At 71.6% G+C, this 23,735-nt stretch carries 26 protein-coding genes; 10 read left to right on the top strand and 16 right to left on the bottom strand.

Features of this window, described 5'->3' with window-relative positions; genetic code table 11:
* Nucleotides 1–11 precede the first annotated feature (11 nt).
* From ACZ61C_RS18820 to ACZ61C_RS18790, 7 genes are all read right to left on the bottom strand, one after another.
* Entirely contained in the window at nt 12–830 is an 819-nt protein-coding gene (locus ACZ61C_RS18820) for a thioesterase family protein (protein WP_465308349.1), read from the bottom strand.
* A gap of 143 nt (nt 831–973) precedes the next feature.
* A complete protein-coding gene (locus ACZ61C_RS18815) occupies nt 974–1,786 on the bottom strand; it encodes a sugar phosphate isomerase/epimerase family protein (RefSeq protein ID WP_465308347.1) in 813 nt (270 codons plus the stop codon).
* A gap of 73 nt (nt 1,787–1,859) precedes the next feature.
* Nucleotides 1,860–3,476 (bottom strand): hypothetical protein, encoded by a 1,617-nt coding sequence (locus ACZ61C_RS18810; RefSeq protein ID WP_465308345.1) that lies wholly within the window; start codon nt 3,474–3,476, stop codon nt 1,860–1,862.
* A 157-nt stretch (nt 3,477–3,633) separates the two neighbouring features.
* Nucleotides 3,634–4,617 (bottom strand): Ppx/GppA phosphatase family protein, encoded by a 984-nt coding sequence (locus ACZ61C_RS18805; protein WP_465308343.1) that lies wholly within the window; start codon nt 4,615–4,617, stop codon nt 3,634–3,636.
* 398 nt (nt 4,618–5,015) lie between these two features.
* Nucleotides 5,016–5,705, bottom strand: a complete 690-nt coding sequence (locus tag ACZ61C_RS18800) for a response regulator transcription factor (protein ID WP_125310281.1) — start codon at nt 5,703–5,705, stop codon at nt 5,016–5,018.
* Nucleotides 5,702–6,946 (bottom strand): sensor histidine kinase, encoded by a 1,245-nt coding sequence (locus ACZ61C_RS18795; protein ID WP_465308340.1) that lies wholly within the window; start codon nt 6,944–6,946, stop codon nt 5,702–5,704. Before ACZ61C_RS18795 ends, ACZ61C_RS18800 begins: the two co-directional genes overlap by 4 nt.
* Nucleotides 6,947–7,091: 145 nt before the next feature.
* Nucleotides 7,092–7,952, bottom strand: coding sequence for an aldo/keto reductase (locus ACZ61C_RS18790; protein WP_465308338.1), 861 nt, complete (start codon nt 7,950–7,952; stop codon nt 7,092–7,094).
* 66 nt (nt 7,953–8,018) lie between these two features.
* On the opposite strand from ACZ61C_RS18790, the gene ACZ61C_RS18785 reads away from it, so the two are divergent.
* Both ACZ61C_RS18785 and ACZ61C_RS18780 read left to right on the top strand, forming a co-directional pair.
* Entirely contained in the window at nt 8,019–8,657 is a 639-nt protein-coding gene (locus tag ACZ61C_RS18785; RefSeq protein WP_465308336.1) for a helix-turn-helix domain-containing protein, read from the top strand.
* On the top strand, nt 8,654–9,538 hold the full coding sequence (locus ACZ61C_RS18780) for a hypothetical protein (protein ID WP_465308334.1): 885 nt from the start codon (nt 8,654–8,656) through the stop codon (nt 9,536–9,538). Before ACZ61C_RS18785 ends, ACZ61C_RS18780 begins: the two co-directional genes overlap by 4 nt.
* A 1-nt stretch (nt 9,539) precedes the next feature.
* Here ACZ61C_RS18780 and ACZ61C_RS18775 read toward each other — a convergent pair whose 3' ends face one another.
* The 7 genes from ACZ61C_RS18775 to ACZ61C_RS18745 all read right to left on the bottom strand — a co-directional run bounded on the left by ACZ61C_RS18775 (nt 9,540) and on the right by ACZ61C_RS18745 (nt 16,804).
* Complete coding sequence (locus ACZ61C_RS18775) at nt 9,540–10,289, bottom strand: phosphoglyceromutase (RefSeq protein WP_465308332.1); 750 nt, start codon at nt 10,287–10,289, stop codon at nt 9,540–9,542.
* A gap of 446 nt (nt 10,290–10,735) precedes the next feature.
* A complete protein-coding gene (locus ACZ61C_RS18770; RefSeq protein ID WP_465308330.1) occupies nt 10,736–11,620 on the bottom strand; it encodes a DUF4349 domain-containing protein in 885 nt (294 codons plus the stop codon).
* Between the two features lie 69 nt (nt 11,621–11,689).
* Nucleotides 11,690–12,202, bottom strand: coding sequence for a type III secretion system chaperone family protein (locus ACZ61C_RS18765; protein WP_465308328.1), 513 nt, complete (start codon nt 12,200–12,202; stop codon nt 11,690–11,692).
* The gene (gene mshA, locus ACZ61C_RS18760) at nt 12,199–13,446 is read right to left on the bottom strand and encodes a D-inositol-3-phosphate glycosyltransferase (RefSeq protein WP_465308326.1); all 1,248 of its coding nucleotides are present in this window, start codon (nt 13,444–13,446) and stop codon (nt 12,199–12,201) included. Before mshA ends, ACZ61C_RS18765 begins: the two co-directional genes overlap by 4 nt.
* Before the next feature lie 79 nt (nt 13,447–13,525).
* Nucleotides 13,526–14,341, bottom strand: a complete 816-nt coding sequence (locus ACZ61C_RS18755) for an alpha/beta fold hydrolase (RefSeq protein ID WP_465308324.1) — start codon at nt 14,339–14,341, stop codon at nt 13,526–13,528.
* Between the two features lie 2 nt (nt 14,342–14,343).
* On the bottom strand, nt 14,344–15,522 hold the full coding sequence (locus ACZ61C_RS18750) for a L,D-transpeptidase (protein WP_465308322.1): 1,179 nt from the start codon (nt 15,520–15,522) through the stop codon (nt 14,344–14,346).
* 226 nt (nt 15,523–15,748) lie between these two features.
* Nucleotides 15,749–16,804, bottom strand: a complete 1,056-nt coding sequence (locus tag ACZ61C_RS18745; protein ID WP_465308320.1) for a UDP-N-acetylmuramate dehydrogenase — start codon at nt 16,802–16,804, stop codon at nt 15,749–15,751.
* A 24-nt stretch (nt 16,805–16,828) separates the two neighbouring features.
* On the opposite strand from ACZ61C_RS18745, the gene ACZ61C_RS18740 reads away from it, so the two are divergent.
* The 5 genes from ACZ61C_RS18740 to purU all read left to right on the top strand — a co-directional run bounded on the left by ACZ61C_RS18740 (nt 16,829) and on the right by purU (nt 20,243).
* Entirely contained in the window at nt 16,829–17,335 is a 507-nt protein-coding gene (locus tag ACZ61C_RS18740; protein ID WP_465308318.1) for a DUF2505 domain-containing protein, read from the top strand.
* Complete coding sequence (locus tag ACZ61C_RS18735; RefSeq protein ID WP_465308316.1) at nt 17,314–18,114, top strand: class I SAM-dependent methyltransferase; 801 nt, start codon at nt 17,314–17,316, stop codon at nt 18,112–18,114. The genes ACZ61C_RS18740 and ACZ61C_RS18735 overlap by 22 nt, the downstream gene beginning before the upstream one ends.
* Nucleotides 18,115–18,177: 63 nt before the next feature.
* Entirely contained in the window at nt 18,178–18,879 is a 702-nt protein-coding gene (locus ACZ61C_RS18730) for a DedA family protein (protein WP_465308314.1), read from the top strand.
* Nucleotides 18,776–19,351 (top strand): maleylpyruvate isomerase N-terminal domain-containing protein, encoded by a 576-nt coding sequence (locus ACZ61C_RS18725; RefSeq protein ID WP_465308312.1) that lies wholly within the window; start codon nt 18,776–18,778, stop codon nt 19,349–19,351. The genes ACZ61C_RS18730 and ACZ61C_RS18725 overlap by 104 nt, the downstream gene beginning before the upstream one ends.
* Before the next feature lie 25 nt (nt 19,352–19,376).
* On the top strand, nt 19,377–20,243 hold the full coding sequence (purU, locus tag ACZ61C_RS18720; protein ID WP_465308310.1) for a formyltetrahydrofolate deformylase: 867 nt from the start codon (nt 19,377–19,379) through the stop codon (nt 20,241–20,243).
* A gap of 18 nt (nt 20,244–20,261) precedes the next feature.
* Here purU and ACZ61C_RS18715 read toward each other — a convergent pair whose 3' ends face one another.
* The gene (locus ACZ61C_RS18715) at nt 20,262–21,311 is read right to left on the bottom strand and encodes an NAD(P)-dependent alcohol dehydrogenase (protein WP_465308308.1); all 1,050 of its coding nucleotides are present in this window, start codon (nt 21,309–21,311) and stop codon (nt 20,262–20,264) included.
* Nucleotides 21,312–21,414: 103 nt separating this feature from the next.
* On the opposite strand from ACZ61C_RS18715, the gene ACZ61C_RS18710 reads away from it, so the two are divergent.
* Nucleotides 21,415–22,014 carry a TetR/AcrR family transcriptional regulator gene (locus ACZ61C_RS18710; RefSeq protein WP_465308306.1) on the top strand — a complete coding sequence of 200 codons (600 nt, stop codon included), beginning with the start codon at nt 21,415–21,417 and terminating at the stop codon, nt 22,012–22,014.
* 9 nt (nt 22,015–22,023) lie between these two features.
* Nucleotides 22,024–22,638: a pyridoxamine 5'-phosphate oxidase family protein gene (locus ACZ61C_RS18705; RefSeq protein WP_465308304.1), complete on the top strand. Its 615-nt coding sequence runs from the start codon at nt 22,024–22,026 to the stop codon at nt 22,636–22,638.
* Here ACZ61C_RS18705 and ACZ61C_RS18700 read toward each other — a convergent pair.
* Nucleotides 22,607–22,939: an ArsR/SmtB family transcription factor gene (locus tag ACZ61C_RS18700; protein WP_465308302.1), complete on the bottom strand. Its 333-nt coding sequence runs from the start codon at nt 22,937–22,939 to the stop codon at nt 22,607–22,609. The genes ACZ61C_RS18705 and ACZ61C_RS18700 overlap by 32 nt on opposite strands.
* A 70-nt stretch (nt 22,940–23,009) precedes the next feature.
* On the opposite strand from ACZ61C_RS18700, the gene ACZ61C_RS18695 reads away from it, so the two are divergent.
* A complete protein-coding gene (locus ACZ61C_RS18695; protein ID WP_465309397.1) occupies nt 23,010–23,639 on the top strand; it encodes a haloacid dehalogenase type II in 630 nt (209 codons plus the stop codon).
* Nucleotides 23,640–23,735 lie beyond the last annotated feature (96 nt).

The raw sequence follows: 23,735 nt of genomic DNA, 5'->3' as shown, positions 1-23,735 counted from the left end.
CCAAACGCCGCTCAGCCGCCCGGGGCCGGGGCGAGGCCCAGCTGCCGCGCCTGGCAGACCAGCCGCCCCTGGGCGTCCACCACCGTGGCGTCCGAGTCGAACCACGACTCGTGGACCGACCTCGACTCCACCACCACCCGCAGCCAGCCCGGGGCCGGGCGGGTGCGCAGCAGCGCCGTCAGCTGGACCGTCGGGGCCCAGCCGATGCGGCCCAGGTTCATCACCACCGGCGGGTTGACGTCGGAGGCCAAGAGCGTGAAGTACGGGTCGACCAGGCTGTGGCGCGGCCGGACCCACAGCCGCATCCGGGGTGGCTCGCCCGTACGCCCGGCCAGGTAACCCGCGGTCGCCGGGTCGAGGCGGACCTCGCAGCCCTTGGCCAGGTTGAACGGCCCCTCCGGGCTCTCGGGCATCGTCAGCGCGCCGGGCGGCGGCTCGGCGGGCATCGACGGCACGTCCGTCCACTCCGGGCGCCGCATCGGCAGCCGGCCGGTCGTCACGCGCGCCTCGACGCAGCTGCGGCCGCGCTGCTCCAGGCGGACCTCGACGACCGTCGCGCGGCGCCCCACCTTGCGGACGTCCGTGCGCAGCAGCACCGGGCCGAGCGCCGGCGCGTGCAGGAACTCCGCGCTGACGACGAGCGGCTCGGCGTGCGGCTCCCCGCGTTCGTGGAGCGCGGCGATCGCCGCCTTGGCCAGCAGGGCCAGGAGGAAGCCCCCGTGCGGGTGCGAGCCGATGGCCCATTCCGCACGCAGCACCGCGGTGAAGGTGCCGTCCCCCAGCGACCGCGCCGCACTCGCCGTGTCGAAGGACACGGCGGTGGCGTCCATTCCGCTCACGAACGCGCCGTGCCGGTGCGGGAATCCGGGAAGGTGACAAGCAACGCGCGCGACGGTTTCACAGTCGGAACTTTACGTGTTCGACCGGCGGAAATGCACTCGGGAGTAGTGGTGTCCTGTCGGAACGTGCTCAGTTATAAGCCGAGGTGGAATCGCGCGAACAGCAATGCCTCCGCCAGATCACGCACGCGCTCGGTCGCGGTGACGGCGTGCCGCGTGTTGACCTCGAGCACGATCTGCCCGGCAAAACCGCTGCTGACCAGCTTCTCCAGGAGCGCGGCGCAGGGCTGCCCACCCCGTCCGGGCACCAGGTGTTCGTCCTTCGGGACGCCGGTGCCGTCCGCCAGATGGAGGTGTGTCAGGCCTTCCCCCATCCGCTCGGCGAGCGCCAGCGCGTCCATCCGGGCCGCCGCCGTGTGGGACAGGTCGAGCGTGTAGTGCCGGAAACCGACGTCCGTCGGATCGATCGACGGCCGGAACGCCGACACGCGCGCATTCTTCGAACCGCCGGGCGGGCGGACCTTGAACATGTTCTCGACGGCGATTTCGATCCCGCTCGACTCCTCCAGCTCGTCGACGAGATCACCGAATGCGTCACCGTAGCGGCGCTGCCAGCGGAATGGCGGGTGCACGACAACCGTGCGCGCCCCGAGCTCAACGGCGGCGTCGACCGACATCCGCAGCCGGACCACCGGATCGGGTGACCAGATCCGCTGGGTGATCAGCAGTGACGGCGAGTGGATCGACAGCACGGGCATCCCGGTGCGGCGCGACCAGCGGCGCAGGGCGGCGACGTCCTGGCTGACGGCGTCGGCCCAGACCATCACCTCGACCCCGTCGTAGCCCAGCTCGGCGGCCAGCTCGAACGCCGACCCGGCCTTGAGGGGCCACACGGACGCCGTGCTGAGGCCGACCGGCACCGGCTTCTCGTCTGTCACGCGCGCCATCCTGCCTCGTCACGCAGGGCGGGAGGCAGGGGCGTGCCTCGAAGGGGACGCGCGTCACCGCGTCCCTTCGAGGTCAGCGTCCGACAAGCAGCAGCGCGGCAGGCGACACCGTCACCACCAGGCCGACCAGCACGGCCAGCACCGTGGTCTGCAGGTCTTCGGCGCGGCGGATCTTCCGCACGATCCAGACCAGCGCGACGACCACGAGCAGCGCGGCGACGAGGGCGGCGGCCGGGATGTTCACCCACAGCCAGTTGAAGCCGAGCCAGACGGCGGCGCCGCCGACCACACCCAGCGCCAGCTGACCGGCCAGCGCCAGCCACGCCTTGCCGGGCGAAGCCGCGGGCTCCGGCTCCGCGACCGGGCCGGGCGCGTCCTCGTACTCGTCATCTTCGTAGCCTTCGCCCTGCTCGTAGCCGTAGTCGTCCTGCTCGAAGTCCGGGCCGTCCGCCGGGTACCCGTCGGCGAACTCGCGCTCGTACGGCTCGAGGTCGTCCGGGATCGGCGCGCGCGAGGCACGCTCGCCGGGCGCGAACGGCATCGGCGGCGGGTACGTGCCGGTCGGCGGGCCCGCGTCGTAGGCGGCCTGGTAGCCGCTGCTCTCCGGCGCGAACCCGTCGGGCTCGAAGTCGTCCTCGGGGTAACCGTCGTCCGGAGCATCGGTGGGCACCACCGGCATGACGCCGATCTCGGTGTCCTCCATCTGTTCCTTCTGCCGGCGCTTGCGCCAGTTCGCCAGGCCCGCGGGCGACGACGGCGGCTCGTCCGGCTTCTTGCCCTTCGGCCCCTTGGGCGGGACGGGCGGCGCCGGCTCGTCGTCGGGGACCGCCGAGAACTGCTCGGTGTAGGCCTCCTGCTGCGGCTGCGGGCGGCGCGCCGGGCCCCGGCGCGGGCGGCCGGGCGCGGCCGGCGGCGTCGAGAACGTGCCGCCGGCCATCGGGGGCGGCGGCCCGTCGACGTCGGCGTCCGGAGTGCCGTTGAGGCCGTCGAGCCGGGCCGACAGCGGACCGGACGGCGGCGGCGTCGGCAGCTGCTGGGACGGCTGCGGCGGCGGGGTCGGCAACTGCTGCGACGGCTGCGGCGGGCCCGGGCGGCGGCGGACCGGCGGAACGGCCTCGCGGGTCTCCTCGGCCGCGGGCGGCGGCGGGGTCGGCAGCTGCTGGGACGCCTGAGGCGGAGGCGGCGGCTGACGCCGGGGCGCGCGCGGCGGCTCCGGCGGGCTCGCGAACTGCCCGGACTCCTGCGGCGGCCGCGCGAACTGGCCCGACTGCTGCGGCGGGCGCGCGTACTGGCCGGACTCGGCGCCACCGGGGGCGGGCCGGGCCGGGGGCGGCGGTGGCGGGACCGGCCGCGGCAGCGGCTGCGAGTCCTGCGGGACCGCGCGGGGCGCGGGCGGCGGTTCGGCGCGACGCCGTCCGGACGGCCGCGCGGGCGGCGCCGCGGGCGGCGCCGCCGGGGGCGGGCCTTCGCCGGCCACGCGGTCGATGATCGCCTGCGGGCCGGTGTCGCTCACGCCGGGCCGCCGGTGCGAGCCGGTCGCGCCGGGCGGGGCTTCGGGGGTGCCGGGTTCGTCGTCGTCCTCGGCCGCGCGCCGGCGGCGACGGCGTCCGCCGTCGACCTGGGCGCCGTGCTGGGCGAGCAGCTCAGCCACGGTCTTCTGCGGCTGGTCGCCTCCGGTCTGGTCCGTCATACCTGGTAATCCCCTGCGCGCTCCGGTTCTTCGGCACTTCGCGAACGGGTTCCCGACGGCACGCCGGCGGCGCAGCGCGCGCTGTGCGTTGTCCTCTGCATGTCCGTCACCCCTCCACCGTGCCCGTCTTCCTCGTGCGAAGTCCAGCCGACTGCTTTCACCGGTCCTCCTGTGCGCCGAAGCGCGCCACGAGGGCGGCTCCAGTCTCATCCGCGCCGTTGGAATGGTCCAGCCGCCGCAGGATGACACCTTCTCGCAGAGCCCACGGGCAAATCTCGAGTTCCGGCAATCCGAGCACCCGCATCGTGGCCTGCGCGACGAGCGCACCCGCCACCAGCTGGTGCGACCGGCTCGAACTGACCCCCTCGAGCTGGGCCAGATCGGCCGAGGGCATCCGCGAGATGAAGGCCAGGAGCTGCCGCAATGCGGTGTCGGTGAGCGTACGTCGCACGCGCGGGCCCGCCGCCGAGGGGGCGGCGCCGGTCAGCCGCGCGAGCGACCGAAACGTCTTCGACGTCGCGACGACCCGATCGGGTTCACCCCATTTGGTGACCTTCCGCGCCAGCTCGGTGAGCTGGTCGTCGAGCCACGCCGAGGTGGCGACGAGCTCCGAGCGCGTCGGCGGATCGTGCTTGAAGCGGGTGCGCGTGGTCCGGCCCGCGCCCAGCGCGAGCGATTCGGCCAGCACGGGCTCCTCGTCCCGACCCATGGCGATCTCCAGCGAGCCCCCGCCGATGTCGAGCACCAGCAGCTTCCCGGCCGACCACCCGTACCACCGCCGCACGGCGAGGAAGGTGAGCCGCGCCTCGTCGACCCCGGAGAGAACCTGCAGCTCAACGCCGGTTTCTTCGGCCACGCGGGCCAGCACCTTGGCGGAGTTCTTCGCCTCGCGGACGGCGGAGGTGGCGAAGGCCATCAGCTCTTCACAGCCGAGCCGGGCTGCGGCTTCCTTGGCGGATTCGACGGCGGTCACGAGCTCGTCGGCACCGGCGCGGCTGAGGTCCCCGGTTCGGGTGATCCGCTCGGCCAGCCGCAGCACCGACTTTTCGGAATGCATCGGCGTCGGGTGGGCGCCCCGGTGGGCGTCGACCACGAGCAGGTGGACGGTGTTGGAACCGACGTCGAGTACCCCTAGGCGCACGGGGGTCCAGGGTACCGGCCCCAGCCCCAGGTCTCGAACTTGTAACCGAAAACACTCGGTACAACCCCACCCCGGCGCGCCTCCCACCCACCAAAACCGCCCAAAAAGGACGCCAAGGGCAAGCAGCCCAGACAAAGGAGCGGCTGGTCATCCCGTCGCCTGAGGCCGAAAAAATCACTTTGAGCCGGGCCCGCAACCCCAAGCGCAAAGAGGGCGAAGAGCCCAAGCTTGCGGGCCCGGCTCAAAGTGATAGGCCTCAGTCAGGCGACGGGATGACCAACCGCGGCCACCACACAAAAGTGAGACGAAGGCACAACCCAGGGGTCATCCCAGAGCCTGCCCGTCCGGCGAGGACAGTCCTTAGCAGGCGGCAGCCCACAAACGCGACGCCCCAGGGCCTACGTCTCGAACTTGTACCCCAACCCCCGAACAGTCACGAGATGCCGAGGCGACCCGGGATCCGGCTCGATCTTCGACCGCAACCGCTTCACATGGACATCCAGAGTCTTGGTGTCCCCGACGTAGTCCGCGCCCCAAACCCGATCGATCAGCTGCCCCCGGGTCAGCACCCGCCCCACGTTCCGAAGCAGATACTCCAGCAGGTCGAACTCCTTCAACGGCAGCGAAACCTCAGCCCCGTCCACCGTCACGACATGCCGCTCGACATCCATCCGAACCGGCCCGGCGGACAGCACGAGCGGCGCCAGCTCCCCCTCGGCGCCCGGCTCACCACCCCGCCGCAGCACAGCCCGGACCCGCGCGATCAGCTCCCGAGCCGAGTACGGCTTGGTGACGTAGTCGTCCGCACCGAGCTCCAGCCCCACGACCTTGTCGATCTCGCTGTCCCGCGCGGTCACCATGATCACCGGCACGGCGGAGCGCTGACGCAGCTGCTTGCAGACGTCGGTGCCGCTCATCCCCGGCAGCATCAGGTCGAGCAGCACGATGTCGGCGCCGTTGCGGTCGAACTCTTCGAGCGCGGCCTGGCCGGTGCCGGCGACGGCCGCGGTGAACCCTTCCTTGCGCAGCAGGAAGGCGAGGGGGTCGGCGAACGACTCCTCGTCCTCGACGATGAGAACCCTGGTCACAGGTTTCCTCCATGATCTGGGCTGTCCTGCCCGGTAACCACGAGCCTCGGGGTGCGCTCGGGGGTCTTCTCCTGCCGTGGTGCCGGCGAGGTCTGCTTGCCGGGCTTGGCCGGCTCGGGGGCCGGCTCCGGCCGGACGTGCGCGGGGATGCGGAGGGTGAACGTCGAGCCGGTGCCGGGCCGGCTCCACAGCCCGACCGAGCCGCCGTGGTTGGCCGCGACGTGCTTGACGATCGCCAGGCCGAGCCCGGTGCCGCCGGTGGCCCGCGAGCGGGCCTTGTCGGCGCGGTAGAAGCGCTCGAACACCCGGGTCTGCTCGTCCTCGGGGATGCCGATGCCGCGGTCGGTGACGGCGATCTCGACCATGCCGTCGGCGAGCCGCCGGGAGATCGACACCGGGCTGCCCGCCGACGAGTACGCGACGGCGTTCTCCAGCAGGTTCGACAGCGCGGTGACCAGCAGCGTCCGGTCGCCCTCGATGAGCAGGCCGCTGGGGGTGTCGGTGGTGATCCGGATGTCGGCCGACTCGGCCGACAGCGTCGTCCGGCCGAGCGACTCGCGGACGACGGCGTCGACCTCGACGACGTTGAGGTCCGGCAGCCGTTCGGCGCCCTGCAGCCGCGACAGCGCGATCAGCTCGGTGACGAGCTGGCCGAGCCGGGTGGACTCCCGGAGGATCTTGCCGCCGAAGCGGCGGACCTCCTCGACGTCCTCGGCGGCGTCGAGGACGGCCTCGGTGAGCAGCGCGATCGCGCCCACCGGGGTCTTGAGCTCGTGGCTGACGTTCGCGACGAAGTCGCGGCGCACGGCTTCGAGCCGGATGGCCTCGGAGTGGTCGACGGCCTCGACGACGGTGAAGCCGTCCCCGAGCGGCCGGACCTGGCCGAGCACCGCTTCCGGCTGGCGGCCGCGCGCTTCGAGCGGCGAAAGGTCGATCTCCATCGGCTCGTCGGTCTCGACGACCTGCTCGGCGGCCTTGCGGGCCCGCGGGTCGGCCTGGTTGACCTTCACCAGGCCCAGCTCGTAGGCGCGCGGGTTGTGCAGCACCATGTCGCCGAACTTGTTGAGCACGACAACGCCGTTGTTGGAAGACCGGATCAGCCGTTCGAGGAGCTCCGCGACGGTCGGCCCCGGTGGCCGGGCCTCTTCGCGCCGGGTTCGTGCCCGCGCGAGGAGGAAACCGACCACCGCACCGGCCACCAGGGCTCCGATGGCCAGTGCGAGTGAAACAGGCGTGGTCACAGCCCGATCGTAAGCTGTGATGTGGTCCTTCGGCCTAGCGTTGTCCGCCTTGTCGTGAGCACCGCGACATCTGGGGAGGACATGTTCGCCGGTGCTTCAACCGGCGTTCACCCGATCGATTCCCCGGCGAGACATTCCGGGTGAATCACCCGAGGGTTTTCAAATCGTCTTCGGTGAGCTCCAGCGCGGCCGCCGCGACGTTCTGTTCCAGGTGCGCGACGTCGCCCGTGCCGGGAATGGCGAGCACGTGCGGGCCCTGGTGGAGCGTCCAGGCGAGCCGCACCTGCGCCGGGGTGACGTCGTGGCGGCGCGCGACTTCCGCGACCCGCGCGTCCTCCCCGGTCCCGCTCGCGACGGCGAAGAACGGCACGAACGCGATCCCCCGTTCGGCGCACATCCGGACGATTTCGTCGTCTTCGCGCCGCGCGGTGAGGCCGTACTGGTTCTGGACGCAGACGACCGGCGCGATTTCCAGCGCCTCGGTCAGGTGCCCGGGAGCGACGTTCGAAATGCCCAGCTCGCGGATCATCCCGGCTTCGCGCAGTTCGGCGAGCGCGCCGAAACCGTCGGCGAGGGAGCCCTCGCCGCGGTCGAGGCCTTCGCCGATCCGGTAGTTCGCGATGTCGAGGTGGTCCAGACCCAGTTCGCGGAGGTTCTCCTCGACCTGGGCCCGCAGCTGCTCGGGCCGGGCGGTGTAGAACGCGCCGGTGAAGTCGCGGCCCGGGCCGACCTTGGTGGTGATCGTCAGGTCGTCGTACGGCGACAGCGCGCTGTTGATGAGCTCGTTCGCCGACCGCGGACCGGCGAAGTAGAAGACCGCGGTGTCGACGTGGTTGACGCCGAGCTCGACGGCGCGCCGCAGCACGGCGATCGACGTCTCGCGGTCGCGGATGCCACCGTCCGAAGTGGACATCAGGCGCATGGCGCCGAAACCGACGCGGTTGACTTCGAAGGAGCCGAGCTTCCAGGTGCCCGCCGCGGCGGCGGGAAGGGTGTTCGTGGTCATGGCTCCAGCTTTCCGGTGCGGACTCGCGACCACCGGTTTTGGCAATTTGCTGCCACACTGGAATGCGTGGAGAGAGTCAGTGACGTGGTGGTGGTGCGGGGTGAAGCCGAGCTCTTCGAGCGGACGGCCCACCTGTTCGCGGCCGCGGCGGAGGTCTCGTGCGCGGCCCGCGACCTGCACACCTGGTCGGTGGCGCACCCGACGATGCCGGAGCGGGAGCAGGCGGTGCGCACCACGTCCGTGCGCAAGATGTACCTGCCCGGCGTCCTGTTCGACCCGGCGCTGGCCGAACACCTGCGGTTCATGGCCACGCACGGCGCGCGCATCCGGATCACCGAGCGCGAGGTCAACGAGACGATCCTGCTCGACCGCCGGATCGCGATCGTCGCGGGCGACAACGTCGGCGGCGTGCGCAGCTACACCGTCGTCAGCAGCCCGGAGCTGGTCCAGGGCATCCAGTCGCTGTTCGAGGCGGCCTGGGCCGGCGCCACGGACCTGGCGTCCTACCAGGCGCGGTTCACCGAGCTGGGCGCGCGGGAGATCCTCGAGCAGCTGGCGTCCGGCTGCAAGGACGAGACGGCGGCCCGCGTCCTCGGGGTCGGCCTGCGGACCTACCGGCGGCGGGTGGCGGAGCTGATGGAGCTCCTCGGCGCGTCTTCGCGGTTCCAGGCCGGCGCGCGGGCCCGCGAGGCCGGGCTGCTGTGAAGCGATTGCTCCTGGCGCTCGTCCTGACGACGTCGGCGTGCTCGTCGGCGATCCCCGGCACGGCCGTCCCGATCCCGGGCGCGGGAAACCTCGCGCTGGTCTACGCCTCGGGCACGGGCGCGGCTCTCGACGCGGTGAAGACGGCTGTGGAGGCGGTGTTCAGCTACGACTCCGCGAACCCGGCGGGCTTCGACCAGGCCGTCGCGGCGAACGTCACCGGCGCGGCGAAGGACCAGCTCACGACGTTGTTCGACGCGGTGCGGAAGAGCCCGCAGCCGGTCCGCCTGGTCACGAGGGTGCGGGAGGCGGCCGCGGTGGAGTTCACCGGCGACCGGATCCGCGAACTGGCCGTGCTCCGGCAGGACAGCGGCGCCACGCAGGGCCTGGCCACGGTCGCGGTCACCGGGACCCGGCAAGGCGGGCGCTGGCGGCTCTCCGACATCGCGGTGAACCCCGCGCAGCCGCCGCCGGCGCCGCAGCCGGACGACGGCAGCCCCGGCGGGGTGCGCGACTCGGCGCTGGCCGGCGCCCGGGCGGTGGCGGGCGGGCTCTTCACGACCGACAGCGGCGATCCCGAGGGCAGCTACGCACGGGCCGAAGCCGTCCTCGCCGATCCGCTGCTGAGCGACTACCGCGCGAAGAAGGCGGCGTACGTCGAGTCGATCCGCAAGGCGGGCACGAAGGTCGCGCTCGGCCCGAACCCGGTGGCCGGGGTCCTCGCGCTCACCGGCGGGCGGGCGGTCGTGCTGTTCTTCACGACACTGCAGGTCACCGACGCGGGCGGGAAGGTGACCAGCCGCCCCTTCACGGCCGAACTCGACGTCGTCCGCGAAGGGGCGAGCTGGCGGGCGACCGGCGTGCGGCCGGTCGTCTCGCCCTAGCTCAGCGGCCCTGGTTCGCCACCGCGGCGGCGGCTTCCTTGGCGGCCTCGGGGTCGAGGTACTCCCCGCCCGGCTTCACGGGCTTGAGGTCGTCGGTGAGGTCGTAGCGCAGCGGGATGCCGGTCGGGATGTTGAGGCCGGCGATGTCGGCGTCGGAGATGCCGTCGAGGTGCTTCACCAGCGCGCGCAGCGAGTTGCCGTGCGCGGCGACCAGCACGGTCTTGCCCGCGCGCAGGTCCGGCACGATCTCGGACTCCCAGTACGGCAGCAGCCGCTCGACGACGTCCTTGAGGCACTCGGTCAGCGGCGCGCTGTCGCCGAGGTTCGCGTACCGGGCGTCACCGGCCTGGCTCCACTCGTCCTTCGGGTCGATCGCCGGCGGCGGGGTGTCGTAGGAACGGCGCCAGAGCATGAACTGCTCCTCGCCGAACTCGTCGAGGGTCTGCTTCTTGTTCTTGCCCTGCAGCGCGCCGTAGTGCCGCTCGTTGAGGCGCCAGTCGCGCTTGACCGGGATCCAGTGCCGGTCGGCGGCGTCCAGCGCGATGTTCGCGGTGGCGATCGCGCGCCGCAGCAGCGAGGTGTGCAGCACGTCGGGCAGCAGGCCGGCGTCCGCCAGCAACTGGCCGCCCTGGCGGGCTTCGGCCTCGCCCTGCTCCGACAGCGGCACGTCCACCCAGCCGGTAAACAGGTTTTCCGCGTTCCACGTGCTCTGCCCGTGTCGCAGCAGCACCAAGGTCCCGAGTTCAGCCATGCCGCCAAGCCTGCCAGAGCGGACCACCACGCCCACCGGTGACTCCCCAGGGTCCGCGGTTTCCCCAGTTGTCCTACCCAGAGTGTGTTACTTCGGAGTAACACCTCACTCTTCGACAAGTCCGAGTGCCAACAACGCGCAAATTCCGGGCAACGGACTGCGCACCGTTATCGCTCAGCGGTAAATTCACTCGAACGGACTAGTGAGTAGTCTTGTGATTACAGGTCGAGATCTGACAGGTTGGCTTAGTCCCGAGCGGCCGGATTCCACGCACTCCCCGGCCGGTTTCGGGCTTTGACCGCGGCTCGTCTCCCCCCTGCCGAGCCGCGGCCCGCCCGGCCCCGTTGGCACCCCCCTCGTCACCGGGTCCTGATCGGCGGGAACTTCAGCGGGGCGGCTCGAGATCGCGACTCCCCCCTCCCTCGAGCCGTCCCGCCTGTTCTCCCTCACATCTCGGTCGGCACCGGCACCGGCTCCGGTCGCGCGGCCCGGCGGCGCTTGTGCAGCCACCAGCCACCCCAGGCCAGCGGCCCGACGAGCAGCAGGAACGGCGCGACCGCGCCCAGCACCGTCAGCAGGCCGCCGCCGAAGGTCAGGAACGCGTCCCACCCGCCGGACAGGCCGCCCAGGAACCCGGTGCTCCGCTCCTCGGCGGGCGGCGGCGCGGCGACGCCGCGGATGCTCATCGCCACCGTGGCCATCGCGACACTGCCCGCCAGCGAGTTCCGTTGCTGCTCCAGCGATTCGAGCGCCGACTCGCGGCTCGTCAGCTCGCTTTCGATCGACGTGATGTCCGACACGGACGACGCCTGGGACAGCAGTGCGCGGATGCGCTCCACCGACGCCCGCTGCGTGGTCAGCCGCGCGTCGACGTCGACGACCTGCTCGGTGACGTCCTGGGTGGTCAGCTCCCGCTTGACCATCGCGGAACCCAGGTGTGACAGCTGGTCGAGGACCCCGTCGAGCTTGTCCGAGGGCACCGCCAGCGAGAGGGTCGCCGAATCCTCGGCCGTGCTCTCCTGGCCGGTGTAGCCCCCGGCGCCCAGCGCGATCCCGCGGGCCTGCGCGACGACGTCGGTGACCTTGGTGGCGGTCAGGTCCAGCCGGGCACTGCGCGAAAGCTTGCGGTCGGTGGCCCCGGCCTGTGGCGGGGTCACCTTCGAGCCCTGTTCGGTCTTGCCGGTGCCGCCGGTTCCCTGCTGCGGCGCCGCGGGGACCCGCGCCGTTCCGGCGCTGTCCGCCGTGGACGCCGGGTTTTCCGCCGCCGAGCAGCCGGCCAGCGCGAACGCCACCGCCGTGACCGCCAGCGCCGTTCTCCATCGAGTCCGCATCCTGGTCTCCCTCCAGTTTCGACTGGCGGTGAGACGGATGTCCGGTTCAGCCCCGTTGCACGGGTCCGGTCACGACTCGGTCAAGCCCGGTTGGTGCGGCTTCTCCGGCGCGACGAGGTGCTTGAAAGCCTGGAGGTTGGCCAGCGACTCGCCGCGGGAGACGCGCCAGTCCCACTCGCGCTTGATCGACGTCGCGAAGCCGATCTCGAGGAGCGTGTTGAAGTCGCCGTCGGCGGCCTCGAGGACCTGCCCGAGCACCTTGTCGAGCTCGTCGGCGCTCATCGTGTCCTTGCCGAACCGGCCGACCAGGTAGATGTCACCGAGGTTGTCCACCGTGTAGTGCACGCCGTAGAGCTTCGCGTTGCGCTGCAACAGGAACCGGTAAACGTCCTCATGGGACTCGTCGGGACGGCGGCAGACGAAGGCTTCCACGGAGAACGCGTGGTCGCCGTCGACGAGCCACGCGTTCGTCTGGAGCTTCTTCGTGCCCGGGAGCGTCACGAAGTACTTGCCCGGCGCGCGTTTGTCGTACTTCAGCTCCGCGGAGTCCAAAGTAGACTGGATCAGCTCGTCCAGGCTCACACCGCCACCTCCGCGCGCCGTTCCAGCGCGTGCCGGAAGGCGCTGGTGGCCTGAGCATAGATGTCCAGCAGCGCGTCCGTGGTCCGGCGCCAGGAGAACCGCCGCGCGTGCACGACGGCGTTGGCGCCGAGCTCGGCGCAGCGGTCCGGCCGCAGGGCGACGGCGGCGAGCGCGTCCGCCCACTCCTCGGCGCCGTGCCCCGGCACCAGCAGGCCGGAGACGCCGTGCGGCACCGCCACCGGCAGGCCGCCGACCTCGGCCGCGACGACCGGTGTCCCGCAGGCCTGCGCCTCCAGGGCGACCAGCCCGAACGACTCGTTGTAGCTGGGCACCGCGACGACGTCGGCGGCGCGGAACACCCGGGCGAGCGCCTCGCCCGGTTGCGGTGGCAGGAACCGGACCTGCGCCTCGATGCCGAGGGACCCGGCGAGCTCGCGCAGCGCCTGCGGCTGCTCCAGCCCGGTCCCGGACGGCCCGCCGACGACCAGCACGACCAGCTTCGAGGCGAGTTCGGGACGCCGTCGCAGCAGCGCCTCGGCGGCGTGGAGCAGGACGTCCGGCGCCTTCAGCGGCTGGATCCGGCCGGCGAACGCGAGCACCACGGCGTCGTCGGGCAGGCCCAGCTCGATGCGGGCGAGGTGCTTCGAGCCCGGCGTGAAGCGCTCGAGGTCGACCCCCGGCGGCACGGCGTGCACCGCGTGCGGCTCGGCGTCGTAAAGGTCGATGAGCTGGCGCGCCTCGACGGCGGTGTTGGCGACGAGCCGGTCGGCCTCGGCGACCACCTGCTCCTCGCCGATGACGCGGATGCGCGACTCGGGCTTGTCCCCCTCGGCGAGCGCGGAGTTCTTCACCTTCGCGAGCGTGTGCGCGGTGTGCACCAGTGGTACGGACCACCGGTCGCGCGCGAGCCAGCCGACCTGGCCCGACAGCCAGTAGTGGGAGTGGATGAGGTCGTAGTGCCCGGGCTCGTGGAAGGCCTCGGTCCGCAGCACCCCGGAGGTGAACGCGCACAGCTGGCCGGGCAGCTCGTCGCGGCTCAGCGGCTCGAACGGCCCCGCCTGCACGTGCCGGACGGTCACGCCCGGCGCCAGCTCGGCGACCGGCGGCTGGTCGGACGACGTCGCGCGGGTGAACACCTCGACCTCGACCCCGCGGCGGGCCATCTCGGTCGCCGTCTGGCTCACGTAGACGTTCATCCCGCCGGCGTCGCCCGTTCCGGGCTGCTCGAGCGGTGAAGTGTGCACGGACAGCACCGCGATCCTTCGCGGCGCAGCACGGAACCCCCGGATGGAGCTGGTCACCTGGTCACGTCTCCCGAATACGTCAGCATTCTTCGGCGAATTGCCGGAGCACCGCGTCGAACTCGTCCGCGGACTCGGCGAAGGGCACATGGCCCCCCTCAGCAAACCAACGCCCGACGGCACCCGGAATCTTCCCGAGTGCGTGTTCGGCCGCCGAAGGATCGATGACGCGGTCCGCCGAACCGTGCACGACCAGGGCCGGCTTGTCGATCGCGGCCAGGACCTGGTCGCTGCCGACGTCGCGGCGGAACAGGGCCGCCCGGACCGCCGGCGGCACGCTCAAACCGGCCCCGAGCAGGGCCTGGACCTGCGCGCCGGGCACCGGCCGCGCGGCCATCTCGCGGCAGAACGCCGTGAGCGCCGGGACCGCGATGTCCGGATCGTCCGAAAGCATGTCCCGCATGTGCTCGCGCATCAGCGGACCGACGCGGCCACCCGGCCGCTCGCGGCCGATCTCGGTGATCGCGCCGACGAGCACGATGCCGCGCAGCCGTGCGGTGCCGTGCACGCGGATGTGGTCGGCGAGCACCAGGCCGCCGTAGGACCAGGCGACGACGATCGCGTCCGGCCCGGCGAAGTCGAGCACGGCGGCGAGGTCGTCGGCCCAGACGACCGGGTCGTCGTACCCGGTGGCGGGGACGTCGGAGGCGCCGTGGCCGCGCAGGTCCATCGCGACGAGCCGGAACCGCTCGGTCAGCGCGGGGTCGGCGAGCTGCGCCGCCCAGCACCCGGACGACTGCGCCCAGCCGTGCACGAAGACGATCGGCCTGCTGTTCTCCGCGCCCTCGACCCGCAGGCCGAGCCGCGCCCCGCCGTGTCCGACGACCTCGGTCCGCACGGTTACTTCGCGCCCAGCGCCTGCCAGGCCGACCAGGAGAAGTTCCAGTCCTTGACGTCGGAGTTCATCGGCGCGCCCAGCTTGGACCCGGTGATCTCGACCGGGTCGCCGACGAGCGCGGAGTCGAAGTAGTCCTTGGCGTCGGCTTCGAGCAGGTTGACGCAGCCGTGGGAGTTGTTGGCCTTCCCGATGTTGGCCGCGTTGTCCTGGTTCTCGTGGATGAACTCACCGTGGTTGGAGAACCGGCAGGCCCACTTCTTGTTGACGTTCGTGTAGCCGTAGCGGGCGTTGTCGAAGATCGCCGACGGCTCCTTGCTCATCACGATGTAGGTGCCGTTGGGGGTGTTGCGGTCGACCTCGGCGTCCAGGCCGTTCGCGCACGGGTAGCTCTTGACCTGCGAGCCGCCGCGGTAGACGTGCATCTGGTGCTCGGGCGTGCTGATCTTGACGACCTGGTTGCGGCCGATCTTGAACTTCGTGGTGACGTCGGCCTTGCCGTACGCGCCGCCGCCCAGCTCGACGCCGTAGAGCTTCGCCTCGACGCTCACGGTGATGTTCTGCGGCCAGTACTCCTTCGGCCGGTAGTCTACCTGCGAGTCGGACAGCCAGCCCCAGGCGCCTTCGACGTCCTTGTCCGTCTTCACCGACAGCGCCTTCTCCACGGCCTTGCGGTCCTTGACCGGCGACTGGAACTTGACGCTGATCGGCATGGCCACGCCGACCTGGGCGTTGTCGGCCGGGTTGAGCGTGGCGCGGACCTGCTTCGCCGGGCTGATGGTGGTGAACTTGCCCGTGAAGCCGGCCGGCTTGCCGTCGCTGCCGGTGGCCTTCGCCGTGTACGTGTAGGTCTTGCCGTAGCCGAGCGGCTCGGTGCTGGTCCAGCTGAGGCCGTCCGGCGCGGTCTCGCCCTTGACGTCCTTGCCGCCGTCGGCGGTCACCTTGCACTCGGTGAGCTTGCCGTCGGCGACCTTGAGGACGACCGGCTTGAGGACGGAAGCGTCCTTGGCGTCCACGGCGGGCTCGGCCGTGAACTTCGCCACGGGCTGGGCGTTGCCCTCGCCGTCGGCGCCCGCCGCCCCGGTGGGCAGCGCGGTGCCGTCGTTGGTGCTCGAACACGCCGCGGCCACCAGGGCGGCCCCGGCCGCGAGTGCGGCCTTGAAGACCATGCGCCGTTCGATCACCGAAACCTCCTGTGTCATGCGGGGGCTCGCCCCCGCACCCCAACCGTGGGGGCTCTGCCCCCCGGACCCCCCGAAGCGGTAGTCCCCGCCGACCAGCGGGCACACACGCCCTTAGCGCTGGTAACCCAGCTGACGTTACCCGCTGAATGGTAAAGACCAACCGATCAGATGGTGACGCCTTTGTCGACAAAGACGTCCCATCCACGTCCAGGTTGCCCGGTTCGGCTCAAATGACGCAGTTGATCAGGAGCGGTTCGGGGTGCAGCCGGACGCCGAAGCGCTCGAAAACGCCGTCGCGCACCTCGCGGGCCAGGGCCAGCAGGTCTTCCGTCGTCGCTTCGCCGCGGTTGGTCAGCGCGAGGGTGTGCTTGGTCGACAGCGAGACGCGGTTCCCCGGCCCGGGGTACCCCTTGGCGAAGCCGGCGCGCTCGATCAGCCACGCCGCGGACAGCTTGACGCCGCCGTCGGCGGGGTACTGCGGCGGGGGGGGGGGGGGGGGGTGGGGGGGGGGGGGGGGGGGGGGGTCCGCCTCGGCCGACGGGACGATCGGGTTGGTGAAGAACGAGCCCGCGCTCCACGTGTCGTGGTCGGCCGGGTCGAGCACCATGCCCTTGCCGCGACGCAGCTTGAGCACGGCTTCGCGCGCTTCGGCGGCCGGGACGCGTGAGCCGATCTCGACGCCGAGCGTGCGCGCGAGCTCGGCGTAGCGGATGGGCGCGGAGAGGCCGTCTTCGCGGATTTCGAAGCGGACCGACAGGACAACGCCGGTGTCTGTGCCCTTGAGCACACTGGTGCGGTAGGCGAAGCCGAGCTCGTCGGCCTTGAGCGTGCGCACTTCGCGCGTCCGGCGGTCGTAGAGCTCGACCGAGACGATCGATTCCGAGACTTCGCAGCCGTACGCGCCGACGTTCTGGATCGGCGTCGCGCCCACGCTGCCCGGGATGCCGGAGAGGCATTCGAGCCCGCCCAGCCCGGCCTCGACGAGCGAGGCGACGAAGGCGTCCCAGTTCTGGCCGGCCTCGACCTCCACGACGTCACCGTCGCGGCGCCAGCCCGTGTTCGCGACCTCGATCAGCGTGCCGTCGAACCCCGCGTCGCCGACCACCAGGTTGGAGCCGCCGCCGAGCAGCAGCACCGGCTCGCCCGCCGCGTCGGCGTCGCGGACCGCCGTGACGAGGTCTTCGCTGGTCACGGCGCTGACGAAGTGGCGGGCCGGGCCGCCGAGCCGCAGCGTGGTGTACGCGGAGAGCTTCGGGAGTGCGGGAGTTCGGGCGGGGTTCACGCGTCTGACGGTACTGTCCGGCCCATGGGATCCCGGATCGAGCACCGTGCTGAGTTCTCCGCCGACGTCGCGGCCGTCTACGCCGCGGTCGCCGGCGAAGAGGCGCTGCGAGCCCGGCTCGAGCAGCTCGGCGGGCACAGCGCGGCGCTGCTGTCGTACGAGGTCTCCGGCACGAACCTCCGGTACGAGCTGCGCCAGGGCATCAGCGCGGAGAAGCTGCCGCAGGCGGTGCGGACGCTGCACAAGGGCGACCTGATGGTGACCCGCACGCAGACCTGGCGCGTCAGCAAGGACGGCACCGGCCACCAGGGTGACGCCACGGTCGAGGTCGGCGGGGTGCCGGGCGAGATCGTCGCGCGGACCGCCGTGCTGGCCAACGGCGCCAAGACGGTGCTGCGGACCAGCGGCGAGGTGACGGTCCGGATCCCGCTGTTCGGCGGGAAGCTGGAGGGCGTCATCGCCGAGCAGGTCACGAAGCTGCTGGAGCGCGAAGCCGAATTCACCGCGAAGTGGCTGGCCGAAGCCGCCTGAGCCCGGTCGGCGCGCCGACCCGCGGCACGACCAACCCGAACCGCCTCCGCCGGGTCGACCGGTGGATCACCTACGCGCCCGCGACGACCAGGCTGCTGCGCTCGGCCGCGTCGCCGCTGGTCGTCGACCTCGGGTACGGCGCTTCGCCGGTGACCACGATCGAGCTGGCGCGCTGGGTGCGCCGGGTCCGGCCCGACGTCCGGGTGCTGGGCCTGGAGCTGGACGCCGCCCGCGTCGCCGCCGCCCAGCCGGCCGCGTCCCCGCCGCTGCTGGAGTTCCGCCGCGGCGGGTTCGAGCTGGCCGGGACCCGACCGGTGCTGGTCCGGGCGTTCAACGTGCTGCGCCAGTACGCGGAGGACGAGGTCGCGGGCGCGTGGCGGCTGATGCTGGAGTCGATGGCCCCGGAGGGGTTGCTGGTCGAGGGGACGTGTGACGAGATCGGCCGCCTGTCGACGTGGGTGCTGGTGTCGGCGTCCGGTCCGGTGTCGCTGACGTTGTCGATGCGGCTGGCGGGGCTCGACCGCCCGTCGACGGTGGCCGAGCGGCTGCCGAAGGCGCTGATCCACCGGAACGTCCCGGGCGAGCGGGTCCACGCGCTGCTGGCCGCCTTGGACGCGTGCTGGGCGACGGCGGCCCCGCACCAGGCGTTCGGCGTGCGGTCGAGGTGGCGGGAAACGGTGCGGCTGCTGGTTTCCCGCGGCTGGCCGGTGCTGGGTCCGCCGTCGCGGGTGCGACCCGGCGAGCTGAGTGTCCCCTGGGCGGCGGTCGCCCCCGCCTGAACGTTCACCGGGCCACCCCCGCTCCGTCACCCGCAGGTGACCTGCGGTGATCACCATGGGGACGTGGAACTCCTCGCGCAGGTCACCGAGCTGCTGCGCGACGCCTTGGGCTCGCCGTGGCTGTGGGTGCTCGTCTTCGCCGTGTCCGGGTTGGACGCGCTGCTGCCGTTCATGCCGAGCGAGACGACCGTCGTCACCGTCGCCGTCCTGCTCGGACCCGATCCGGCGAATCTCGCGCTGCTCGCCGCCGTCGCCGCGGCCGGCGCGTGGGCCGGGGACTGCCTCGGGTACGCCGTCGGCCGCTCCGCCGGGCCGCGCGCGGTCGCCTGGCTGCAGCGCGGCGCGGACGGGCAACGGCGCTACGCATGGGCGCAGGACCAGGTGCGGCGCAACGGCGGGCTGCTGATCATCGCCGCGCGGTACCTGCCGGGCGGCCGGGTCGCCAGCGCCCTCGCGAACGGCAGCCTCGGTTATCCGCTGCGCCGGTTCGTGCCGCTCGACGCCGCCGGCGCGGCGATCTGGGCGGTCTACAGCGTGCTGATCGGCTTGGCCGGCGGAGCCGCCTTCGCCGACGAGCCGGCGAAGGGCCTTCTACTGTCCTTCAGCCTCGGTCTCGGGCTGGTTTTCGCCATCGAGGCGGGACGACGGCTACGGTCGGCTCATGCTCGAAGCGATCGACGTCCACGCCGACGCGCTGAAGCGGGCGGCGCTGAAGGCCGGTCCGGCGGCCCGGGTGCGGAACTGTCCGAAGTGGACTGTTCATGACCTGGTGACGCACCTCGCGTCCGGGTACTGCACCACGGTCGGCGCGGTTTTGGACCGGCCCGTCGAGCCGGCCCCGCCGGCCGCCTGGACGGACTTGCTGGGGTGGTGGGACGGCCAGCGCCTGGCACTGCGCGAAGCGCTGGCGCGCGACCAGGACGTCTCCTGGGCCCGCCGGATGGCCCACGAGACGGCGATCCACCGCCTCGACGCCGAATCAGCGCTTGTGGACGCTCCGGCGACGCGCTTCGCGCCCGGGTTCGCGAACGACGGCATCGACGAGTTCCTGACGGTCTTTGTGGCCCGCCTGGGCCGGAGGGCCGACGTGCGCGTCACGACGCCGGAGCACAACTGGACCCTCGGCGTGCCGCGCGCCGAGGTCTCCGGTGCGGCCGGCGATGTCTACCGCGCGTTGTGGGGGCGTCCGCACGCGGCGTCCGTCACGGGTGACCTCGCACCACTGGCGGCACCCTGAAACCCGGCAGGGGACAATACCCCGCGTGACCGCTCCCGAACGCCGCTACGTGATCACCTTCGGCTGCCCCGACCGCACCGGCATCATCGCCCGGATCTCCGGGTTTCTCGCCGAGCACGGCGGCTGGATCGTCGAGGCGGCCTACCACACCGACCCGGACACCGGCTGGTTCTTCACCCGCCAGGTCGTCCGCGCGGACTCGCTGCCGTTCGACGCCGCCGGGCTGCGCGCCCGGTTCGCCGAGGTGGCCGCGGACCTCTCGGCGGACTCGAGCTGGCAGGTCAGCGACACCGGTGAGCGGCGCCGCGCGGTCGTGCTGGTGTCGAAGGCCGGGCACTGCCTGTACGACCTGCTCGGCCGTGTCGCGTCCGGGGAGCTGGACGTCGATGTCGCTGCGGTGATCGGCAACCACGAGTCGCTCGCCGACATCACCCGCGCGCACGGCATCCCGTTCCACCACGTGCGGTTCCCGGCCGGTGGCAAGGAAGCCGCGTTCGAGCAGGTGCGCAAGCTGGTCGACGAGCACGAGCCGCACGCGGTGGTGCTGGCCCGGTTCATGCAGATCCTGCCCGCGGACCTCTGCCGCGACTGGGCGGGCCGCGCGATCAACATCCACCACAGCTTCCTGCCGTCGTTCATCGGCGCGAAGCCGTACCACCAGGCGCACACCCGCGGGGTGAAGCTGGTTGGCGCGACCTGCCACTACGTGACGGCGGACCTCGACGCGGGCCCGATCATCGACCAGGACGTCATCCGCGTGGACCACGGCGACTCGGTCGAGGACATGGTCCGCAAGGGCCGCGACATCGAGAAGGTCACCCTCGCCCGCGGTCTGCGCTGGCACCTGGAGAACCGGGTGCTGGTGCACGGCAACCGGACAGTGGTGTTCTGACCGGTTGCCGCGCTTTTGTCAGGCGCCGATCGTCTTGGCGTCGATGACGAAGCGGTAGCGCACGTCGGAGTTCTCGACGCGCTCGTAGGCCTCGTTGACCTTGTCGGCGGAAATCGTCTCGATCTCCGCGCCGATGCCGTGCTTCGCGCAGAAGTCCAGCATCTCCTGGGTCTCGGCGATGCCGCCGATCATCGACCCGGCGAGCGTCTTGTTGCCGCCGAGCAGCGAGAAAGCGTTGTACGACAGCGGTTCGCCGGGCGCGCCGACGTTGACCATCGCGCCGCCGACCTTGAGCAGGCTCAGGTAGGCGTCGATCGGCAGCTTGGCCGACACGGTGTTGAGGATGACGTCGAAGGTGCCCTTGAGGACGTCGAACGTCGCCTCGTCATTGGTCGCGTAGTAGTGCTGCGCGCCGAGCTTGAGGCCGTCTTCCTGCTTCTTGAGGCTCTGGCTGAGCACGGTCACCTCGGCGCCCATGGCGGCGGCGATCTTGACGCCCATGTGCCCGAGCCCGCCGAGGCCGATCACGGCGACCTTCTTGCCGGGGCCGGCACCCCAGTGGTTCAACGGGGAGTAGGTGGTGATGCCCGCGCACAGCAGCGGCGCGGCGATGTCGAGGCTGATGCCTTCGGGGATGCGGCAGACGAAGGCGTCCTTCACGACGATCTGGTTGCTGTAGCCGCCGTAGGTGTTCTCGCCGTCGAAGCCGACGCCGTTGTACGTCTGGACGTTGCCCTTGACGCAGAACTGCTCGGTGCCGGCCCGGCAGTACTCGCACTCGCCGCAGGAGTCGACCATGCAGCCGACGCCGACGCGGTCGCCGACCTGGTACTTCGTGACGTTCGCGCCGACCGCGGCGACCACACCGGCGATCTCGTGGCCCGGGACCATCGGGAAGATCGCCTGGCCCCAGTCCTCCTTGGCCTGGTGGAGGTCGCTGTGGCAGATGCCGGCGTAGGCGATGTCGATGAGGACGTCGTCGGCGCGCAGGTCGCGGCGCTCGATCGTGGTCGGTGCGAGCGGCGCACCCGGCGCCGGTGCGGCGATGGCGTTCGTGGTGGTGCTCATGGAACCCTCCAGGTTCAAGTACCGTTGGTCCTCGTAAGAGGTCTCTTACATCTCTACGTAAGAGGGGTCTTACATATTTCGAGCGGGAGATGTGATCCAGGTCATGGGCACGAAGTACCACCGCGGTGATCTCCGGGGCGAGCTCGTGCGCATTTCGCTCGACCTCATCGCCGAGCAGGGCCTCGGCGGCTTCTCCGTCGCGAAGGTCGCCAAGCTGGCGAACGTCAGCCCCGGCGCGCCCTACCGGCACTTCGCGACTCGCGAGGCCCTCCTGGCCGAGGTCGCCTGCAACGTCGCCTGCCAGCTCACGGACCGCGTCGCCGCGGCGGCGGCCGAGCACGAAGACCCGGCGGACGCGCTGGCGGCGGCCGCGGGCGCGTACACGCGCTACCTGATCGAGCGCCGGGCCGGGATGGACGTGATCTACGCCGCGGGCCTGCACGGTCCCGAGTACGTCGGCCTGCACGAGCAGACCCGCCGCATGACCGACGAGTTCCTGCTGCGCAGCCTCGCCGTGGCGCCCGACCCGGCGACCGGGCTGGAGCTGATGGAGCAGCTGTTCACCCAGGCCCACGGCTACGGCACGTTCCAGCTCGACGGCGTGTTCGTGAAGCACGGCTACTCGGTCGACCAGGTCGTGGCGAAGTCCACCGAGGCGGCCCGGATCGCGATCCGGGGCCGGACTGCCGGTGGTGCGCGTTAGCTTGGGGTCATGGGGACCATCGACTCACACGAGGCGCTGCGCGAACTGATCGGCCTGCCGAAGGAAACGACCCAGCGGAAGATCATCAGCCGGATCGACGAGCACGCGCGCACGCTGATCGCCCACTCGCCGTTCGTGCTGCTGGCGACGTCGGCGCCGGACGGCAGCTGCGACGTCTCACCCCGGGGCGACCCGGCGGGTTCGGTGCTGGTGCTCGACGACCGGACGCTGGTGCTCGCCGACCGGCCGGGCAACAAGCTCGTCGACAGCTTCCGCAACATCATCGACAACCCCCACGCGGGGCTGCTGTTCCTGGTGCCGGGCATGAACGAGACGCTCCGGGTGAACGGCGGCGCCCGGCTCGTGTCGGACGCGCCGTTCTTCGACGACCTGGTGGTGCAGGGGAAACGGCCGAAGCTGGCCGTGGTCATCGAGGTCGAAGAGCTCTACATGCACTGCGCGAAGGCGTTCCTGCGGTCGTCGCTGTGGCAGCCGGAGACGTGGCCGGAGCGCACGGAGCTGCCGACGTTCGGCACGATCCTGCGTGACCACATGGCGCTGCCGATCTCGGCCGAGGAGCTGGACGCGGACCTCAACGAGCGGGCGCTGACCCAGCAGTACTGATCCCGGCGACGACGTCGAGCAGGCCGGGGAAGCGCACGTCGAACTCGTCGCGGCGCAGGCGGACGAACGTGCCGTTGCCCGCGTCGCGCTGCCGGACCAGGCCGGCTTCGCGCAGCACGCGCCAGTGGTGCGTGCGCGTCGACTTCGCGATCGGCAGCGGGAACGACGAGCAGGCGCGCTCGGCGCCGTCACCCTCGACGAGCTCGAGCACTACCGCGCGGCGGTGCGGGTCGGCGAGCGCGGACAGCACCGCGCCGAGGTCGACGTCGGCCATCGCCGGGATCGGCAGTTCACCGGGCATGCTGGACATGGTACGGCAGCTGTCGTACCTTCGGGCAGGTACGAACACCTTCGAACCTCCGGAGAGCCGCATGCTCTGCGTCTTCGACGTCAACGAGACCCTCCTCGACCTCGCCGCGCTCGACGGGACCATCGGCAGCCCGGAGCTGCGGCGCGAGTGGTTCGGGCTGGCCATCCACACCGTGCTGACCGTGACGGCGACCGGCGGTTACCGCGACTTCGCGGGCATCGCGGGTGAGGCCGCGACCGAGATCGCGGCCCGGCACGGGCGGGAGCTGGACCTCACGAAGATCGGCGAGGGTCTCCGCTCGCTCCCGGCCCACCCGGACGCCGAACCGGGTCTCGTCAAGCTGCGCGAAGCCGGTCACGACGTCGTCGCGCTCACCAACTCACCGCTCGCCACGGCCGAGGCGCAGCTGCAGAACTCGGGCCTGGCGAAGCTGTTCGACCGGATCTTCTCGGCCGAGCAGGCGGGCCGGCTCAAGCCCGCGCCCGAGCCGTACCGGCAGGTCCTGGCCGCTTACCAGGTCGAGCCCCGGAACGCCGTGATGATCGCGGCCCACGACTGGGACATCGCGGGCGCGCAGGCGGCCGGGCTGCGGACGGCGTTGCTCGCCCGCCCCGGCGTCCGCCCGCTGCCCGGCTCCCCTTCGCCGACGTACACGATCTCGACGTTGCCCGAGCTCGCTTCGCTGCTCTAGTTGTGATGTCCAGGGACGTTGTCCCGAGTTGAGGTGACCTGGTGGCGGCCTGTCGTGCAGACAGGTGAAGGCCTCCGGTTGTGAAGTGGAGCTGTC

This window comes from Amycolatopsis sp. NPDC104587 (assembly GCF_055583645.1).
This window is presented reverse-complemented; position numbering and strand designations above follow the sequence as displayed.

Excerpts from the sequence above, each read along its gene's own strand:
- ACZ61C_RS18710 (WP_465308306.1), top strand. The coding sequence starts at position 21,415 with ATGGGCACGAAGTACCACCGCGGTGATCTCCGGGGCGAGCTCGTGCGC.
- ACZ61C_RS18815 (WP_465308347.1), bottom strand. The coding sequence starts at position 1,786 with ATGGCGCGCGTGACAGACGAGAAGCCGGTGCCGGTCGGCCTCAGCACG.
- ACZ61C_RS18775 (WP_465308332.1), bottom strand. The coding sequence starts at position 10,289 with ATGGCTGAACTCGGGACCTTGGTGCTGCTGCGACACGGGCAGAGCACG.
- ACZ61C_RS18820 (WP_465308349.1), bottom strand. The coding sequence starts at position 830 with ATGGACGCCACCGCCGTGTCCTTCGACACGGCGAGTGCGGCGCGGTCG.
- ACZ61C_RS18725 (WP_465308312.1), top strand. The coding sequence starts at position 18,776 with ATGCTCGAAGCGATCGACGTCCACGCCGACGCGCTGAAGCGGGCGGCG.
- ACZ61C_RS18740 (WP_465308318.1), top strand. The coding sequence starts at position 16,829 with ATGGGATCCCGGATCGAGCACCGTGCTGAGTTCTCCGCCGACGTCGCG.
- ACZ61C_RS18790 (WP_465308338.1), bottom strand. The coding sequence starts at position 7,952 with ATGACCACGAACACCCTTCCCGCCGCCGCGGCGGGCACCTGGAAGCTC.
- ACZ61C_RS18715 (WP_465308308.1), bottom strand. The coding sequence starts at position 21,311 with ATGAGCACCACCACGAACGCCATCGCCGCACCGGCGCCGGGTGCGCCG.
- ACZ61C_RS18810 (WP_465308345.1), bottom strand. The coding sequence starts at position 3,476 with ATGACGGACCAGACCGGAGGCGACCAGCCGCAGAAGACCGTGGCTGAG.
- ACZ61C_RS18700 (WP_465308302.1), bottom strand. The coding sequence starts at position 22,939 with ATGCCCGGTGAACTGCCGATCCCGGCGATGGCCGACGTCGACCTCGGC.
- ACZ61C_RS18695 (WP_465309397.1), top strand. The coding sequence starts at position 23,010 with ATGCTCTGCGTCTTCGACGTCAACGAGACCCTCCTCGACCTCGCCGCG.
- ACZ61C_RS18705 (WP_465308304.1), top strand. The coding sequence starts at position 22,024 with ATGGGGACCATCGACTCACACGAGGCGCTGCGCGAACTGATCGGCCTG.
- ACZ61C_RS18770 (WP_465308330.1), bottom strand. The coding sequence starts at position 11,620 with ATGCGGACTCGATGGAGAACGGCGCTGGCGGTCACGGCGGTGGCGTTC.